The organism is Acinetobacter sp. SFB (genome assembly GCF_001647545.1).
GTDB lineage: Bacteria > Pseudomonadota > Gammaproteobacteria > Pseudomonadales > Moraxellaceae > Acinetobacter.
Genome location: NZ_LSZH01000001.1, coordinates 327099 through 344204, shown reverse-complemented (window position 1 = coordinate 344204; position 17106 = coordinate 327099). Strand labels below are relative to the sequence as shown.

Sequence of the window (17106 nt, the reverse complement as noted above, 5' to 3'; positions counted from 1 at the left end):
GCATTTTCCACAGAACTTACAAGAGTAAAATCACGACAAATAGTCGAGTTTAATTGTTCTTTTGCCGCGTTCTCATCTAAAATGACTGCCTATATTCTTTTGATAATTTTTTATCATTTTCTAATTGGAGTTTTCCTGACATGTCATACCTCACCCTTTCCCAATTTCTAGAACAAAAATCAGGGAACTTAACACCTGAACTTGCTCAAGTAATTGAAACAATTGGTAATACATGTAAAGCCATTGATCAGTTATTACAAAAAGGAGCCTTGGCAGGTGTATTGGGTAGTGCACAACACGAAAACGTACAAGGCGAAGAACAAAAGAAACTTGATGTTATTTCGAATGATTACTTGATCGATGCCTTAAAAGTTCATCCCCATGTCGGCGGTTTGGCTTCTGAAGAACTCGATGAATTTACCCCTGCACAAGAAAATGGTGAATTCCTAGTATTGTTCGATCCACTTGATGGTTCCAGCAATATCGACATCAATATGTGTGTCGGCACAATTTTCTCTATTTTGCCGGCTAAAAATGCCGTGACCAAAGCTGAGGATTTCATGCAGCCAGGTACAAACCAGGCTGCTGCAGGTTATGTATTATATGGCCCATCTACTATGATGGCGCTTACCGTAGGTGCAGGGGTTGCATTCTTCACTTTCGATCCTGAAACTCAAGAATTTTTATTAACTTCTGAAAATATTCAAGTTGCTGCCGATACCAAAGAATATGCCATCAATGCATCCAATCAACGTCATTGGGAAGAACCGGTAAAACGCTATATTGCTGAACTTCAAGATGGTAAAACGTCAGTACGTGGTAAAGACTTCAACATGCGCTGGGTGGCGTGTATGGTAGGTGATATCCACCGTATTCTTTGCCGCAGCGGTATTTTCCTATATCCATATGACACCAAAGATCCTCAAAAAGCTGGTCGTCTTCGCTTGATGTATGAAGCAAATCCGATGAGTATGCTGATGGAACAAGCGGGTGGTGCATCTACCACGGGCCGTGTTCGTATCTTAGAAATTCAACCGACTGAATTACATCAACGGGTTCCTGTCGTGATTGGATCTAAAAACGAAGTTGACCTAGTTACTCACTACCACCATTAATTTAAAAAATGGAAGTAAGTGTTTTGTCGCTTACTTCCACGGATAATTCTCCCATGCCAGCTTTTTTTCTCGAATCAAAAGACAATACAAAAATCAAACACCTACGTGGATTGATTGAACAAAGCTCATTCCGTAAAAAGAATCGTCAAACGGTACTCGAAGGTACCCATTTAAGCCTTGCCTGGTTAGAACAGGGTCGAAGCATTAATTCTATATTCACTACCGAAGCTGCCTATAGTCATCCTGATTTAGAAAAAATCGTATCCTTATACGACGGTAATGTTTTTGTACTGAGTGAAGCTTTATACAACGACTTAAGTACCCTAGGCACTTCTTTGGCATGTTTGGCAATTGTTGATTTACCTAGTTCAAGTCAAGCCTTGAACTTTAAGGAAGATACTCTAATTCTGGACAATATCCAGGATCCGGGTAATGTCGGAACTTTGCTCCGTTCCGCTGCCGCTGCCGGCATTGAGCAAGTTGTATGCACTAAAGGTTCAGCCTCAATCTGGTCACCGCGCGTTTTGCGTGCAGGTATGGGGGCGCATTTTTCTCTACACACCTATGAAAATATTGTATTAGAAGATCTGTTAGAAAAATTCACCATACCAGTCTATGTTACCAGCTCGCACCAGTCTGAAAGCCTTTACTCAAAGAACTTAAGAAAACAGTGTGTCTGGATTCTGGGCAATGAAGGTCAAGGTGTCTCTGATTATGCACTTAAGCATGCCGAAGCTGTTTCTATTCCACAGCCTGGTGGACAAGAATCATTAAATGTTGCCGTTGCAGGTTCGATTTGTTTCTTTGAGATGGTTCGTCAACGTTTATAAGCCTGTTGTTTCGTTACTTTATTTTAAACATCACCTGCTGATGTTTAAAAATAGACTACACTAGAAAAATAATAAATTTGTTGTCAACCAAACCATTATTCCTAGCGTTATATATGTATGAAAATAGGAATAATGGTGGGTGTCCAATGACAGGATTTTCCATATCTATGGATTCAGCACCAAAACAGTCTCAAGCGGAAAATTTGAGTATTCTGAAGAGTACGGCTGAACAGCGCCTAAAAATTTTCATGCAGGATGTGACAGGGCGTGCTTTAGTGATGATGGAAAGTGCTACTCAAGGTCAACAAGGCATTGCAATGGATTTGGTGCAAGAAGCATTTATTTCCTTACATAAAGCATATGCCGAAAAGCCGACTGATGAATGGTATCCCCTGTTTTACACCATTTTGAACCATAAGCTACAAGACTGGCGCAGGAAAGAAGTCCGTCGAGCGCAACCTTTTTCTTTTTTTAAAAAAGTTAGCCTAGATGACGATGATATTGAACTGAATGATATTGTTGATGAAAATACCCCTAGCCCATTCGATTTTCTTGATCAAGCTGTAACTGCCGAAGAAATACAGGAAGCCATTTCTCAACTTCCCGTTCGTCAGCAACAAGCTTTTATGCTACGTGCTTGGGAAGGTTTTGATACACACACCACTGCACAAATCATGGAATGCAGTGAAGGTAGTGTGAAAACGCATTATCACCGTGCTATTCAAGGTCTTAGGAACTCGCTGGCACATTTGAATCCATATTCTGGAGGGTCATCCGAATGAAACAAGATGATTTCTTAAAACAAGTTACTTCCAAACTCGATGGACTCGCACAACATCATAAAGATAAACCTGTTGTGATGAATCTGGTCATTGAAGAAATTCAAGATCGAGAAACTTCCCGTTACGGACTGTGGAAAATGTCAGGATTTGCACTTGCTGCTGCAATTGCAGGTTTTGTGGTCTTCCCAAATTCTATTGAAATGGCTGCGAAGCCTCAGAATCAGGTCATAGTTACTCCAAAATTATCACCACAAATGGTTGAAGATTTGGAGATGTTAATGGTTTTAGGTGAGGACAAAGTTCCACATGGCAGCTAAAAGATTAGCATTTGCTTTTTGTGCACTCGCATTTCTACAAACCAGTTTCGCTGGTTTTGAACGTTTTTGGATTTTTTCCAAAGATGCGGACACTCAAGTGGCAGAAACCTGGGAAACTCTGTCAGATGCTGAACAACGTGCACTTATTCAACGTTATCAATCGCTAAAAGAATTACCTGAAGCGCAAAGTACAGCTTTGCATCAGCGTATGGATTGGTTTACCCAATTACCCGAGCAAGAAAAGCAAAAAATGCGAGAAACTTGGCAAAAAATGAGTAGCCAAGAACGTAAAGATTTAGGCAACCGTATGCAAAAAGCGACAGCTGAAGAAAGACCTGCTATTCGCGAGGAATACATCACTAAATATTTGCAGCAGACCAATATTACCAATCATTAATGCTCGAAATAGTAAATACTCCTCATTAAAAAAGCCTCTTATGAGGCTTTTTTGATATTTATTTCATTTTATAACGTCGATATAAGCCAAGTCCAGCAACAGCCAATAGGCTATAAAGACCGAGTGAACCACCACCACTGCTTGAGTTTGTATCCTTCGCTGTATTTTTCAATGTAATTTTAGCAATATTTGACATACCGTTATCAGAATCAAAAATCGTATATTCAATTGGGTAGTCGAACTGACTGAAACTATTTTTCACCGTAAATTGAATCTTACCACCGTAACAGGTATCACGAATATAGGCCTCTGGGCAGGGACCTTCGTGTTCAGCTTTCATAATTAAACCCGCTGGCAATGTAGTAAATCGAATCGGAATATCTTGACCTGCATCATTTTGATGATACAGCGCTTTATTTTTAGCAAGTGTAGAAATAGGCCCATCACCATCATCATGATCATTTTCTAGAGGATTCACACTTACGGTTAAATTCTGACTTGCCTCTAAGACATAAACATCATCTACAGCAACAGGTACGATATTAGTAAAGCTGGTTTGTAAAATTCCCGATGATTCTTGACCTTTACCAGCTTTTTCTTTGATGGTGTATTTGCAGAATGCATAGTCACCATTTTTAAGTAATTCACCGCTTGTACGGTAGATCAACACACGTTTTAAATCTTCTTTCCATTCACATTTCAAGTCATCCAATGAACCCGTTAATACCGGAGTGCCATCTATGACTTTTAGCGAACCAATGCCGAAAGTTTCTACTGAAATACTGTAATGCTCAGTATCCAAAGCCTTAATACGGTAATCTTCACCTGTACTATCTGGAACACGCTCTTCTGCAGCAACGGCTAGAGTAAAAGGATCAAAATAAATCGCACGATATTTCTGATACTGCTTGGTATATTTGAGAAGGTCTTGGTAGTTCGTTAACTCTTCTTTAAAATCAGCCACATCTTCTTTATTTTTAGGACTATCCGCAATCAGCTTTTTAAGAGCGTCAATGTTGGTCTGGTAGTAGTCTAACAGGGTTACTAAAGATGAATTTTTAAGATCAGTTACATCAGCCGCTGCTAAGTTAATTTGTTCAACAGAGCCAATTTCACAACTGTTTTGCAAGCTTGGGGTTAATTGTAAAACCGCATCGGTCACACGTTCCAATCCACGTTGGTCATAATCACTACACCCCCTGCTATTTACATCTACCAAGTCAGTCGCTGTCTGATTATTTCGTGGATAGTATAAAGGCAGGAATTTGTTATATGCAGATGCCACTGTCAGCTCAGAAAGCAATGTAGAAAAACTACTAGTCGAAACATCGATATTATTCGCCACTTCTGCTGTTGATTTTAAACTGCTTTCAGGTAAATCACATTGGTCTGCACCTATACCTAACTTTAATGCATTCTTCGCAAGAGTAAAGCGGATATTTTCCTTGGGTATCCCTGTATCAGAATAATAACGACAAGATTTACCACCTTGGTTAAATGCTAGAACATTAAATGCTAGATATTTTCTGCCATTCTCATCGTATAGCAACGTACTATGCGCTTCATTCTCTACGATGGTATTACTGGTTATTGTTATATCTGAATCAGGACTCAAACGATTTAAACCATCTGTGACTGCGCGCAAAATACTACCATTGGTTGTGCTGGCTATGTTTTGTGCAATGGTATTGGTCATTAAATTAACCTTTGCGGCACCACAAAAATCTAAGGTACTTAAGCTGCTGCTTGACCCATTATTAATGATACTGCTTTGTTCTATATTAACCGCCGGTTTACTATCATCTAGGTTGCCAAAGCAATCCATGGCAATCACGCTGCCTTTTACAGCATTATTATCTTGAATTAAGCTACCATTTATCGATATTTTCTTTTCGGTATTTAAGGCAATATTATAAATTGCACCGCCAGCCACATCTGCTTTAGACTTCAGAATAGCCCCTCTATTTAGCTCAAAATCACCGCCAATGAGTAGCGCACCGCCACGTCCATTTTGCCCCCCCTGATTTTCCGCATAGCCCTTTTCAAGCTGAATATCATTCAGGGTTAAACTGCTTTCTGTTTTACTGGTGTTAAAAATACGTGAACGATCTTTTCCACTAATGATGGTTTTAATGTCCTCCAAAGCTGGATATTTCTGAGTTAGCTTGTTTTTTTCAGCATAATTAAGACGCTTTGCACCACTAATAATGACGGTCGATTCTGGCGCCAACTCTGAATTTAACTCATAGGTACCGGTTTCTAGTTGAATATAATCGGTTTGTCCAAAAACCGTATTACCGGGCGTACAGCCACCATAGGCTATATTTTTCTTTGCAGTGATAATAGCTTCACGTAATGAACAAGCATTAGCATTTTCGCCATTTTCATCTGTAAATGTCGTGACATAAATGGTTCTATCTTCTGCTGCCATGAGCGACATGGCAGACAAAACCATGACACAGAGCAATCCTTTTTTATAAGTGTGCATCACATTTCCCTTTTTCTTATTTTTTAAAGCGGCGTATACCCACCAGTCCTAATACAGCAAATAAGCCGAAGAATCCGAACGCCCCACCTGATGTTTTTACAGATTTATCTTCAAATTCATTATTTGGTTCTTGCACCATATAGGCTTCAAGTACCATATATTTTTTATTTTCATTGAAATGTGTCGATGAGGTAACAATTTGAAGGTTAAAAATATCTGCACCATGCCAATTGCCATTTGGGGTATAAACCAAATTACCATCTATATCCAAAGTCAATGTTCCTTTCGACTTTGTCAGCGTTTGATCGATATAAGCACAACCGTCTTGCCACTCACCGCCCGCAGGGTTTTTCATTTTTAATAAGCTTTCACATTGTTCTTTCGGATACAGATCACTGTCACCTAAATATTCTAAAATGTTTAGCTTAGCAACTTCACCCACTTTTAAATCTTGTCCAATACGCGATTTAGAGCTCGGTACAACAATCTCAATCGCGCCACGGTCACACCATCTATTATCCGTAGTTCGATTCTTATTACGCTGATCCATGGTTTCACAAATCAATTGTGTACTGTCGGATGACAAATCCACACGACCTTTATTCAAGATCAAGGTATCAAACATATTTTTAGCGCTAAGTAAAATACGCGGGCGGATATAACCCAAGAACGTATTTTTCGGCGTGCTGTATGGACACAGTAAAGCATCTGGATCTTCCACCAACGATTTACAAGTGCCTTCACTACTATTCCCAGCAAATAGTTTTGTGCCCGTCCAAAATTCATTTGGATATTTAGCATCGCCACTCTTACATTCAGTACTGACCAAATTGTTTTGCATCAGTGTCTTATCATCTGCACTAAATTGGCAATTACTGGTACCCGTTCCATTCCCCACCACGATACTATTGGTAAGATAGCCATAGCCTTCTGCAGAATCAAATTGCACACCCGCATTATTGCCTACAATCGTAACGTTATTGACTGCAACCCCATCACGAATATTAATGGCATATCCGCTGTTATTTAAGAATGTACTATTGCTAAGCTTATTCATATTTTTATTGGTCAGCAGACTGACATCTTGAATGGCTTTTTCACTAAAAATATTAGCCGCACCCGAGGTCGTATTATTATTTTTAAGGACAACACTCCTCAGTGTAAATGCTGGTCGTTGACCATACAAAACAGCGCCAGTCATGGCGGTATTGTTTTCTACAATACTGTCAGTGATAGAAACTTGGCTAATATAGTTTTGCGTTGCACTACTCTCACCTACATTATAAATTGCCCCACCTAAACGTGCGTTACCGCCAGAGAGTTTGACATATTGCAAGACTAAACTTTCATTGTTATAGAAAATCCCGCCTTTGTCGGCACAAACATTTTTATTACAGCCTTCAAAACTGACTTCTCTGATGGTAATCAAAGCTAAATCACTAGGATCATTATCAATATTGAAAATTTGATCTTTGCCCGCCATTTTGATTACAGCATTATTCAAGCCGGGAATAGCTTCATCAGTCACTGCGATGTCATAATAGGTTTTTAGGGCAAGACTTGCTTTCACATCAATTTTAGTGTTGAGGATATAGGTTTTTTGTTTATCTAACAAAATCGTCGAAAAAGCATCTTTACCACCGCAGCCCATGTAGCCTGCTTCAGGCATGCCTTTATTGACATATTCAATGGCTTCACGCAATGAACATTCACGATCATCTTTGGTAATATCATCTGTAATAGTGACAGTGATTGGTGCACTATAAGCATGTCCTGCTAGACACAGCATCCCTATGCCTATGCTCCGTTTGAGCATACATTTCTCCTTGTATTCTTCTATATATTTTTATTCTATAGTTGCAAATTCCCTGCAACATTGAACTATTTTGCTGTACTTTGTCACAGCTTGAATAATTTCTCAAGATTTTTTATTGTTTACCGATATTCATCAATTAATGCATAAATTTGTCTTAAATTCGCATGACTTATTTTTGTTTTTTCACCTTTTAACAACTGAATTAATTGTTCTAAAGTTTGTAATAAAATAGAGGTCTGATGAGGCCCATGTAGCAACAAATAATCGATAATTTGTTGATCAATGTGAATTCCCCGACGTGTTAATACCGACGTTACTAGCGCATAGCGGTCTGCATACAAACTTCCCGTCGGCACTCTAACGCTCACCGCCTGAGTCAAACGTGATTGTAAATCCGGAAGTTCAAGTTTCAATTCAATGGGTGCAACCCGAGAAGAGAAAACTAGCTGTCCTCCACCTTCGTTATTATAATTAATTAAATGGAATACTGCTTTTTGCCAATGTGGAACACCGCTAATGGCTTCGATATCATCCAAAGCAACCAGATCATATTGATCTAATGACGTAATCGCTTCAGTGGGCGCATCAAGCAATTCCAGTAATGAGACTTGAATTGCAGACTTGCCGACTTCTAAATAAGAATCGCAAATAGCAGAAAGCAAGTGACTCTTACCTGAACCTGCACCACCATATATATAGAAACGGTTTATTAAACCGGCATGAAGTTGTCGAACTGCATCAATAACATGCCCCCAACTTGGACCCGAAAAATCACTAATCCGGGCATCCAGTTGAGGCTCTATATCTAATTGCAGTTGACGCATATATATGTTTTGCCCTTAGGGTTCTTTATTTTGTATCAAATCAATCTTACTCGATTTTTCAGTATCTTGCAGATTTTTTGACTCTGTATTTCTCAATTCGATATCTACATCTACTTGATCCGATTCAATTGAAATTGATCCTGATCCTGTCTCTTGTATGACTATAGCCGAGTGCCTATATATGCGACTCTTCTCGTAACAATCTCGCGCATGACGTAGCAGCACCACAATAACTGCTGCAACTGGCAAAGCAATCAACATGCCCAAGAAACCAGCAAGTTGTGCACCTGCCAATACGGCAAATACCACAGCTACAGGGGACAAACCAATTTTATCACCGAGCAAGAAAGGTTGCAGAACATAACCTTCAATTGCCTGACCAATCATGAAGACAACACCCACCAAAACCAGTTGCATCCAATCAATACCAAACTGAAATAGCGTTGCAATGACAGCTGCAATAATCCCAACCGCAAATCCTAAATAGGGAATAATACTGGCCAGTCCCGCAACCATCCCAATAATGAGTCCAACTTCAAGACCAATAACTTGCAAGCCGACTGCGTAAACCGTACCGAGTAGGAACATCACCAAAAATTGACCTTTCACAAAGGCCCCTAATACGCTGTGACATTCACCGACAATATGTAAAGTACTTTTCTCATAAGGACGAGGAATTAAACGACGAAAACTGTCGAGCATACGATCCCAATCTAACAGGAAATAGAACGCAATAATCGGAATCAGAACAACTGTTCCGCCAATTTGGATGAAATTCAGACCCGATTGAGCGACTTTTAACACCATGGCCTGAATACTATCAGCACTATAATTGGTCTGAATATATTCCATGACCACAGTCGACATTTGCTGCGTATCGATCTCCATCGGCTCGACACTAAAAGTTTGCGATACCCAAGGTAAAAAGGTGTAATTTAACCAATGAATTCCTGCTGGAATACTGTCCCGCGCATACATCAGCTGCTGCCAGACCAGTGGTACCAAATACCACATCGCCAAGGTGAGAACCACACCAATGCCAATAAAAACAAGACTAATAGCCACCCAACGCGGCAAACCGATCTTATGAAGTTTATCCACTAACGGGCTAAATAAATAAGCCACCAAGAATGCGGCCACAAAAGGCAATACCACAGGTTTAAGCAGATACAAAACCCAAAGAATGAATGCAATTCCTGAGAATATAAAAATGCGACGTAAGGTACGATCCACCATGCAAATTCGCCTTTTTTCGGTTTATTCGTTATAGAAAGTAAAATATTTCAATAAAGATAGCATTTTAGCGCATAAATAGCATAAGAGTTTCGTATATTCGGGTATAATCGCCGCGCGAATGCGGAGACTTCATTATGAGCAACTCAACTTCCCCAAACACTGGTTTAAGCTATAAAGATGCGGGTGTCGACATTGAAGCGGGCGACGCACTTGTCGATCGAATCAAATCTGTGGCTAAGCGTACCTCACGTCCTGAAGTTATGGGCGGATTAGGCGGCTTCGGCGCTCTTTGTAAAATCCCTAAAGGTTATGAAGAACCTGTTCTCGTATCTGGCACAGATGGTGTTGGTACAAAATTACGTTTAGCACTCAATTTGAACCGTCATGACACGATTGGTCAAGACTTGGTTGCAATGTGTGTAAACGATCTTATTGTATGTGGTGCTGAACCATTATTCTTCCTCGACTATTATGCAACTGGACACTTAAATGTCGACGTTGCAGCAAATGTCGTGACAGGTATTGGTGCAGGTTGTGAGCTTGCAGGCTGTGCATTGGTTGGCGGTGAAACTGCTGAGATGCCAGGCATGTATGAAGGTGAAGATTACGACCTTGCAGGCTTCTGCGTAGGTGTGGTTGAGCAAAGCAAAATTATTGATGGAACCAAAGTTAAAGCGGGTGACGTTTTGATTGGTGTTGCATCTTCAGGTGCTCATTCAAACGGTTACTCTTTACTTCGTAAAATTTTAGACGTGAAAAACGTCGATCTTACCCAAATCGTAGACGGTCGCCCACTTGCAGATGTTGCAATGGAACCTACACGCATTTACGTAAAACCGTTACTTGAACTTTGCAAACAAGTTGATGTTCATGCGATGGCACACATTACGGGTGGCGGCTTACCTGGTAACTTACCTCGCGTATTGCCAAATGGTGCTCAAGCAGTGGTTAATGAGTCTTCTTGGGAATGGCCAGAATTGTTCAAACTTCTTCAACGTGAAGGCGGTGTTGAACAACATGAAATGTATCGTACATTTAACTGTGGCGTAGGCATGGTGATTGTTGTTGATGCTCAGGATGCTGACAAAACTGTTGAATTGTTGACAAGCCTTGGCGAAAAAGCATGGACGATGGGTCATATCCAAGACAATGCTGAATCTGTTGCCGGTGCTGATGAAAAAATTCGCGTAATTTTTGCATAAAGAACAGCCCATGATCAAAATTGCTGTCCTTGTTTCAGGCAGTGGAAGTAACTTGCAAGCCCTGATTGATGCCAATCTGTCAGGTCAAATTGTTGGGGTCATTTCCAATAAGCCTGAAGCTTATGCTTTGGAACGTGCTAAAAAAGCAGATATTCAAACTGCTATTATTGAACATAAACAGTATCCAAACCGTGAGGCCTTTGATGATGTGATGCATCAACAATTGCTGGATTGGAATGTGGATTTGGTGGTTCTTGCAGGCTTTATGCGCATTTTAAGTGCCAAGTTTGTCAAAGCCTGGGAAGGGAAAATGCTCAACATCCACCCTTCTCTGTTGCCGAATTACAAAGGCATGCATACTCATCAACGTGTACTTAACACGGGCGATATTTTGCATGGCTGTACCGTTCACTATGTGACTGCTGAGCTGGATGCCGGTCAGGCGCTTGCTCAAGGCGTGCTCAAAGTCAATGAGCATGATGATTTAAGTTCTTTAGCGAATCGCGTCCATGTACTTGAACATGTCATTTACCCGCAAGTGGTGGAATGGATCTGTACAGCAACAGTTCAACATACTGAACAAGGTGTGTTGTACCGTGGTCAAGCGATGCAGCAACCTGTTCAATTTTGTAAGTTTTAAACCGAATTTAATACCATAAAAAAACGCATCTCAGGATGCGTTTTTTTATGGCTATCAGACTGTGATTATTGCTTTTTCAGCAAGAAATTGAAGATGTAGGTATCAACCAAAAGCCTTTTAATTAAACTGTTGTGACTTAATAAGCTGTTTAACCAATTTCACCACTTCAACCGGATGCTCTAACGGGAACATGTGACCACCGGGTGTGACAGTAAAAGGAATTCCAAACTTCTTCTTCACCTGCTGTGGAAATTGATGGGGTAAAAAAGGACTCTGCTCAGCAACCACCAAATGGATTGGCATTTTAGGTTTGGTTTGTGGCAACCACCACAGAGATGGATTGGTTCTAAAAATCTCCACCTCGTCCATTTTCGGAATGGTTAGCTCTACGCCACCACGTAATGGATCATCCATCAAGGCATGATCAATATAGGCCTGAAAACAGTCTGCCTCAAAATGTTGATAGAAACCTTTAGGTCTTAATAACTCGGCAGCCTGTTCACGAGATTGCCAATGATCGCGACGGCGCTTGGACAAACCGGCCGGAGACATTTTGTCCAGTGCTTTGAGCTTAAACAGTTTCGCGATATGTAATGCAAGAGCCTCTTTACCCATGATCAGTGGCGGATCAAGCATAATGACCTGACTAAATAATTCAGGGCGCTTTAATGCCGCCTGAAAGGTCAGTACAGAACCCAAAGAGTGTCCCAAACCGATTACAGGACGGCCTTTCGCTTGACGGATGATACTATCAATCACTTGCTGGGTTAGGCTTTGCCAATGATTATCAATTGGATAACGCTTGTCTGGCCCCAGCAAGGGTACATAAATAACGTCATATTCATCTTTCAGCAAATCAAACAGCTTTTGATAGACTTTTGATGGCACGCCATTGGCATGCGCAAAATGGATTATCGGCTTCATTGTAATTTGGTCGTTTGTTCAGATTGCACTTGTTGTGAAAGTGAGCTTGCGAAACCCTGCCCAATAGAACTTCCCATACGGCCAAGTACAGAATCAAAAGGACTATATTCAATGGTGTAATTCACTGCTTTTTCCAGTTTCAATTCACGCTTCAGCGTATTCAAGCTACCGGTACGATCTGCAATACCCAATTTCACTGCCTGATCACCTGTCCAGAATAAACCAGAGAATATTGCCGGATCTTGAGATTTCAGCTTCTTCCCACGTCCCTGTTTGACTGCATTGATAAAATGATCATGTACATTATCAAGTACAGCTTGTACATGGGCTTTTTGGGCAGCATCAACTGGTTGGGTCATTGAAAGCAAAGCCTTATTTTCACCGGAAGTCATGGTGCGGTCTTCTACGCCTAACTTTTGCATTAAGCCCGTCACACCATAGTTTGGCATGATCACGCCAATAGACCCGACCAAGCTAGATGGATTGACAATAATTTCATCGGCAGCAGAAGCGATGTAATACGCACCTGAAGCACCTGTATCACCAATTACGGCGTACAGTTTTTTATCGGCATGGGCTTTTTTCAAATACTGAATTTCTTGCCAGATTTCATCAGACTGAACCGGCGATCCGCCAGGTGAGTTAATATTTAAAACCACAGCTTTACTTTGTTTGTTTTCAAAAGCTTTCTTTAGCGCTTTAACCGTATCGGTGCTATTGACACTTTGCTTGTCTGCAGCAATGGTTCCGATAATATCCACTACAGCAATATGCGAACTGGTTGTTGCCGTTGGATCTGTAGAAGATGTGCTGCAACTTTTCCCCAACACCACTAAAACAAACAGGATATAAGCAAAAGTTAAAAATTTAAAAAAGATGCCCCAACGGCGTGCACGTCGTTGTTCTTCTACAGAAGCTAAAACGGCTTTTTCTAAAATATGCCATTCTTTGCCCGTGATATTTTGCGAATTATGTGGCGTATTTTGAATTTCATTTTCTGGTTTTGGTGGCCAATCGGACATACAAAATAATCCAAGGATCAGTTAAATTGAACTCATTATATACACTGCATCAGAGAAATCTGCCTAAACCATCTATTTTCGCCTATAATATTTGCTCTTTTTGACTCTTTACATACATTGACGATAGGCAATGACTGATCATACCCCAACGGATACAACATACCGCTTACTGAAATTCCTAAGTCGACAACCGATTCAAATTTCCAGATTTATCGCTCGAATGTTAGCTGGGTTCGTCAATTTTTTAAAAATGTCAAAAACCTCAAATACGATTCGTCTTAATCTTCAAATTGCTTTGCCAGAATTGACCGCCCAACAACATGAGAAGATTATTCCAAAAGCGATTCATAATGAGCTGACTTCATATTTCGAATTTTTTAGCATCTGGGGTGCAGATAACAAAAAGAATATTGCACGTATTCACTCCATTAGCGGTGAACACATACTTCATGATGCGTTGAAAGCACCTGAAGGTTTGGTACTGATTGTCCCGCATTTTGGCACATGGGAAATCATGAATGCCTATCTGGCTCAATTCACCCAAATGACCATCCTATATAAACCGGTCAAAAATGAATCTGCCAATCAATTTGTTCGTGCAGCCCGCAGCCGTGAACAAGCCAATTTAGTGCCTACCGATGAATCCGGGGTAAGGCAAATTTTTAAGGCCTTAAAACAAGGCGGTACCACGGTGATTCTGCCAGACCATACCCCGAATGTGGGCGGTGAGATGATTCCTTATTTTGGAATTCCGCTGGCCAGCAGTAATTTGAGTGCCAAACTGATTCAAAAAACCAAGGCCAAAACTTTATTTTTATATGCGCTGCGTAATGAAAATCAAGGTTTTGATATGCACATTGAGGCGCTTGACGAGCGTATTTATCAGGGCAATGCCAATGAGGGTACTGGTGTCATTTTCGAAGCCATCGAGAATTTAATTCGTCGTTATCCGGAACATTATCACTGGAGTTATAAGCGTTTTAAAGCCAATCCTGAACTAGATCAGGTTTATCATTTAAATACAGATGATGCACTAAAACTGGTTACAGAAATTCGAGCCAAAGCAATTCCGGCCGAAATCGTTTAGGGTCTTAACCATTGCTGGGAATCACGTTCAAATTCAATAGCCATGATGCTTTTATGTTTGGAAAAACGAATACTGCCCTGTTTTATGGTGCTAAGTAACGGAATTTTTAATTCTTTTAAGCGGGATTCAACAACCACACTTGGGTGTCTATAGCGGTTATTAAAACCTGCTGATGCCACGGCCAGTTTTGGATTTAACTGCTTTAAAAAATGATAGGCAGAGCTATGTCGACTGCCATGATGCCCCAAAACTAAAACATCAACTTTTAAGTTTGGATAATCCTGCAGAATCTGATATTCGGTTGGCCAGCCGGCATCACCCATCAATAGAAAGTTTTGATAGGGCTCTGCATTTGTCACCTGCAAATAAACCACACAGGACATTTCATTCTTTTCATCTTTGGCATAGCCCAACTGCTCTGCTTTGGGTAACAAAATGGTCATTTTGACTCGATCATTCCATTGCCATTTTTGGCCTTGATGACAATAATCAAATTGGCTGGAATTGGCGACTGCAAGCTGTTCATTTGAATATATGGTGTTGATCGGCAAATCAGCTTTGATCGATTCATAGCCTCCTTTATGATCCTGATCCAAGTGGGTCAAAATCAGTTGATTCAATTCACTGACTCCATTCACCGATAGAAATGGCAAAATGATTTGTTTGCCTACGCTAAATTTACTTTCATCATAATTCCCACCCGTATCAATCATCATTGTCTGATCCTGATCACGGACAAAAATCGCTTGGCCCTGCCCAACATCCAATATCGTGAGTTCAAACTCATTCTTATTGGAATCGATCATTATTAAAGGCACAAAGCATAAGACCGACCAAGTTTTTGGCACCGTCCCACGCGGTAAAAACAGAATCAGCAAACCGAGACATAAGCTCAGCAACATCCAAAAACTCATGGCAACCGGTTGTAGTGCAGGTGAAAAAAGCCAATCTAAACCTTGCATGAAGATGAGCAATCCAGAAAAACACAGATCATTAATTTGAAAAATCAGGCTTCCCACAGGCTCAAAAATGAAATAGCACACTGCCGCAATCACATCTAAAGGAACGATCACCACACCAATCCATGGAATGGCAAATAAATTGCTCAATGGCGTAATCCAAGCCACCTGTTTAAAGAAAATCAGCATCAATGGAAATAGCGCCAAAAATATTTTCCATTGCGATTCGATTAAAATTTTGAGTTGGATTTTGATGGCCTGAGTTTTAGTCTTAATTTCTTCACCCTGACTTTGCTGCTGTACAGTTTGATAAATACGCAACAGCACAAAGCATGCGCCATAGGACAGCCAGAATGCAGCCGATAAAATACTAAACGGGTCAAACATTAATAAAATTGAAGCACTCAACAACAGAACACTTAAGGGTTGAATTTTTTGTTTTAACAGTACACATCCACTGATCAACAAGCACGTGAGCAAAGTTCTGAGAGCTGGAATTTCAAACCCCACAAAAGCACAATACAACAGTACGCAAATACAAAAAGGCACAATCAATAGATATTGTTTTGGCCACTTTAAATAAACTTGCGGACAATAGCGACAAATCAGTAGATGCAAGCTCCAACATACCAATAAAGCAAAAATCAGAACATGGGGTCCTGATATGGCCAACAAATGGCTCATGCCAAAGCGCTGAAATAACTGTTCTGTTTCGGGTGTGAGTAAACTTTTATCTCCTGTCAATAAAGCTAAAAGTAAGCCTTTATGCTTTACAGGCTGCTGATCAATAAAATTACGTAGCGCTAAGCGTTGCTGTTCCATCCACAGCTGGATCTGTTGCGAAAAAGAATGTTGTTGCCTGACATATCGGCCATAACCCAAAGCAGAAATATCTTGCTCAGACAGTTTGTGTATCGATGTTACTTTAAACCCAGACATAATATTTTGCTGGAGGTACCATTGCTCTTGATCAAAAGCACCTGGTGTTGCATAGCTATGCGCCGGCAAAGTCTTTCCCTGCAAGCGATAATATTGCCCCAGTTCAAGTGCAGGCTGAGGATCAGCCTGTTTTTCATTTTTTAAAAATGTCTGCCATTGCACAACTTCAGCATGTCGGTTTAGCACCTGTATTTTTTGTTGTATGGATGATTCACTCAATTCATTGAGGTTTTTAATATAGACAACTACTTCAACTTGTTCAGTCTGCTTCTCTCGAAACTTTAAACGATCATTCAGTTGCTGCTGAGCATAACTATAGCCCAGGCTAATACCCAGACTGAAACCAATACAGAGCTGTAAAAATTTGAACCATAAAGAATGAACGGGTTTCGAAACAGTCAGCTTTAAAAGTAAAGACAGGATAAAAAGCCCCATACTAGGCATCAGCAAAGACTGCAAAATCGGGAAATTTTTTCCTATACTGGCAATACCAATTACCCAACCTAGACACATTAATTGAATCATTAT

The 17106-nt window shown here is 40.4% G+C and carries 15 protein-coding genes; 8 read left to right on the top strand and 7 right to left on the bottom strand.

The features are described 5' to 3' along the window. The first annotated feature begins 140 nt into the window (after positions 1-140). The 5 genes from AY606_RS01605 to AY606_RS01585 all read left to right on the top strand — a co-directional run bounded on the left by AY606_RS01605 (position 141) and on the right by AY606_RS01585 (position 3441). Positions 141-1115 (top strand): class 1 fructose-bisphosphatase, encoded by a 975-nt coding sequence (locus AY606_RS01605; RefSeq protein ID WP_067863694.1) that lies wholly within the window; start codon positions 141-143, stop codon positions 1113-1115. Positions 1116-1168: 53 nt separating this feature from the next. Further along, complete coding sequence (locus tag AY606_RS01600; RefSeq protein WP_067863691.1) at positions 1169-1945, top strand: TrmH family RNA methyltransferase; 777 nt, start codon at positions 1169-1171, stop codon at positions 1943-1945. 167 nt (positions 1946-2112) lie between these two features. Then, positions 2113-2727 carry an RNA polymerase sigma factor gene (locus tag AY606_RS01595; RefSeq protein ID WP_067863688.1) on the top strand — a complete coding sequence of 205 codons (615 nt, stop codon included), beginning with the start codon at positions 2113-2115 and terminating at the stop codon, positions 2725-2727. Beyond that, entirely contained in the window at positions 2724-3044 is a 321-nt protein-coding gene (locus tag AY606_RS01590; RefSeq protein WP_067863685.1) for a hypothetical protein, read from the top strand. The genes AY606_RS01595 and AY606_RS01590 overlap by 4 nt, the downstream gene beginning before the upstream one ends. Then, entirely contained in the window at positions 3034-3441 is a 408-nt protein-coding gene (locus AY606_RS01585) for a DUF3106 domain-containing protein (RefSeq protein ID WP_067863683.1), read from the top strand. Before AY606_RS01590 ends, AY606_RS01585 begins: the two co-directional genes overlap by 11 nt. Before the next feature lie 58 nt (positions 3442-3499). Here the strand turns inward: AY606_RS01585 and AY606_RS01580 are convergent, their stop codons facing one another. From AY606_RS01580 to cxpE, 4 genes are all read right to left on the bottom strand, one after another. Further along, a complete protein-coding gene (locus tag AY606_RS01580) occupies positions 3500-5929 on the bottom strand; it encodes a CSLREA domain-containing protein (protein ID WP_067863680.1) in 2430 nt (809 codons plus the stop codon). 16 nt (positions 5930-5945) lie between these two features. Next, complete coding sequence (gene rbtA / locus AY606_RS01575; RefSeq protein WP_067863677.1) at positions 5946-7745, bottom strand: rhombotarget A; 1800 nt, start codon at positions 7743-7745, stop codon at positions 5946-5948. Between the two features lie 119 nt (positions 7746-7864). Continuing rightward, entirely contained in the window at positions 7865-8569 is a 705-nt protein-coding gene (gene hda, locus AY606_RS01570; protein ID WP_067863674.1) for a DnaA regulatory inactivator Hda, read from the bottom strand. Between the two features lie 15 nt (positions 8570-8584). Beyond that, on the bottom strand, positions 8585-9805 hold the full coding sequence (gene cxpE / locus AY606_RS01565) for a chloramphenicol efflux transporter CxpE (RefSeq protein WP_067863671.1): 1221 nt from the start codon (positions 9803-9805) through the stop codon (positions 8585-8587). Between the two features lie 134 nt (positions 9806-9939). On the opposite strand from cxpE, the gene purM reads away from it, so the two are divergent. Then, complete coding sequence (purM, locus tag AY606_RS01560) at positions 9940-11007, top strand: phosphoribosylformylglycinamidine cyclo-ligase (RefSeq protein WP_067863668.1); 1068 nt, start codon at positions 9940-9942, stop codon at positions 11005-11007. A gap of 10 nt (positions 11008-11017) precedes the next feature. Continuing rightward, positions 11018-11647, top strand: a complete 630-nt coding sequence (gene purN / locus AY606_RS01555; protein ID WP_067863665.1) for a phosphoribosylglycinamide formyltransferase — start codon at positions 11018-11020, stop codon at positions 11645-11647. A gap of 117 nt (positions 11648-11764) precedes the next feature. Here purN and AY606_RS01550 read toward each other — a convergent pair whose 3' ends face one another. Next, positions 11765-12571 (bottom strand): alpha/beta fold hydrolase, encoded by an 807-nt coding sequence (locus AY606_RS01550; RefSeq protein ID WP_067863662.1) that lies wholly within the window; start codon positions 12569-12571, stop codon positions 11765-11767. Then, the gene (sppA, locus tag AY606_RS01545; protein WP_067863659.1) at positions 12568-13593 is read right to left on the bottom strand and encodes a signal peptide peptidase SppA; all 1026 of its coding nucleotides are present in this window, start codon (positions 13591-13593) and stop codon (positions 12568-12570) included. Before sppA ends, AY606_RS01550 begins: the two co-directional genes overlap by 4 nt. 130 nt (positions 13594-13723) lie before the next feature. On the opposite strand from sppA, the gene AY606_RS01540 reads away from it, so the two are divergent. Further along, complete coding sequence (locus tag AY606_RS01540) at positions 13724-14680, top strand: lysophospholipid acyltransferase family protein (protein WP_067863656.1); 957 nt, start codon at positions 13724-13726, stop codon at positions 14678-14680. Here the strand turns inward: AY606_RS01540 and AY606_RS01535 are convergent. Next, positions 14677-17103 carry a DNA internalization-related competence protein ComEC/Rec2 gene (locus tag AY606_RS01535; RefSeq protein WP_067863653.1) on the bottom strand — a complete coding sequence of 809 codons (2427 nt, stop codon included), beginning with the start codon at positions 17101-17103 and terminating at the stop codon, positions 14677-14679. The two genes, AY606_RS01540 and AY606_RS01535, sit on opposite strands and share 4 nt — an antisense overlap. Positions 17104-17106: the final 3 nt, after the last annotated feature.

Coding starts and splice junctions, on each gene's coding strand:
- AY606_RS01605 (WP_067863694.1), top strand. CDS start 141: ATGTCATACCTCACCCTTTCCCAATTTCTAGAACAAAAATCAGGGAAC.
- AY606_RS01600 (WP_067863691.1), top strand. CDS start 1,169: ATGCCAGCTTTTTTTCTCGAATCAAAAGACAATACAAAAATCAAACAC.
- AY606_RS01595 (WP_067863688.1), top strand. CDS start 2,113: ATGGATTCAGCACCAAAACAGTCTCAAGCGGAAAATTTGAGTATTCTG.
- AY606_RS01590 (WP_067863685.1), top strand. CDS start 2,724: ATGAAACAAGATGATTTCTTAAAACAAGTTACTTCCAAACTCGATGGA.
- AY606_RS01585 (WP_067863683.1), top strand. CDS start 3,034: ATGGCAGCTAAAAGATTAGCATTTGCTTTTTGTGCACTCGCATTTCTA.
- AY606_RS01580 (WP_067863680.1), bottom strand. CDS start 5,929: ATGCACACTTATAAAAAAGGATTGCTCTGTGTCATGGTTTTGTCTGCC.
- rbtA (WP_067863677.1), bottom strand. CDS start 7,745: ATGCTCAAACGGAGCATAGGCATAGGGATGCTGTGTCTAGCAGGACAT.
- hda (WP_067863674.1), bottom strand. CDS start 8,569: ATGCGTCAACTGCAATTAGATATAGAGCCTCAACTGGATGCCCGGATT.
- cxpE (WP_067863671.1), bottom strand. CDS start 9,805: ATGGTGGATCGTACCTTACGTCGCATTTTTATATTCTCAGGAATTGCA.
- purM (WP_067863668.1), top strand. CDS start 9,940: ATGAGCAACTCAACTTCCCCAAACACTGGTTTAAGCTATAAAGATGCG.
- purN (WP_067863665.1), top strand. CDS start 11,018: ATGATCAAAATTGCTGTCCTTGTTTCAGGCAGTGGAAGTAACTTGCAA.
- AY606_RS01550 (WP_067863662.1), bottom strand. CDS start 12,571: ATGAAGCCGATAATCCATTTTGCGCATGCCAATGGCGTGCCATCAAAA.
- sppA (WP_067863659.1), bottom strand. CDS start 13,593: ATGTCCGATTGGCCACCAAAACCAGAAAATGAAATTCAAAATACGCCA.
- AY606_RS01540 (WP_067863656.1), top strand. CDS start 13,724: ATGACTGATCATACCCCAACGGATACAACATACCGCTTACTGAAATTC.
- AY606_RS01535 (WP_067863653.1), bottom strand. CDS start 17,103: ATGATTCAATTAATGTGTCTAGGTTGGGTAATTGGTATTGCCAGTATA.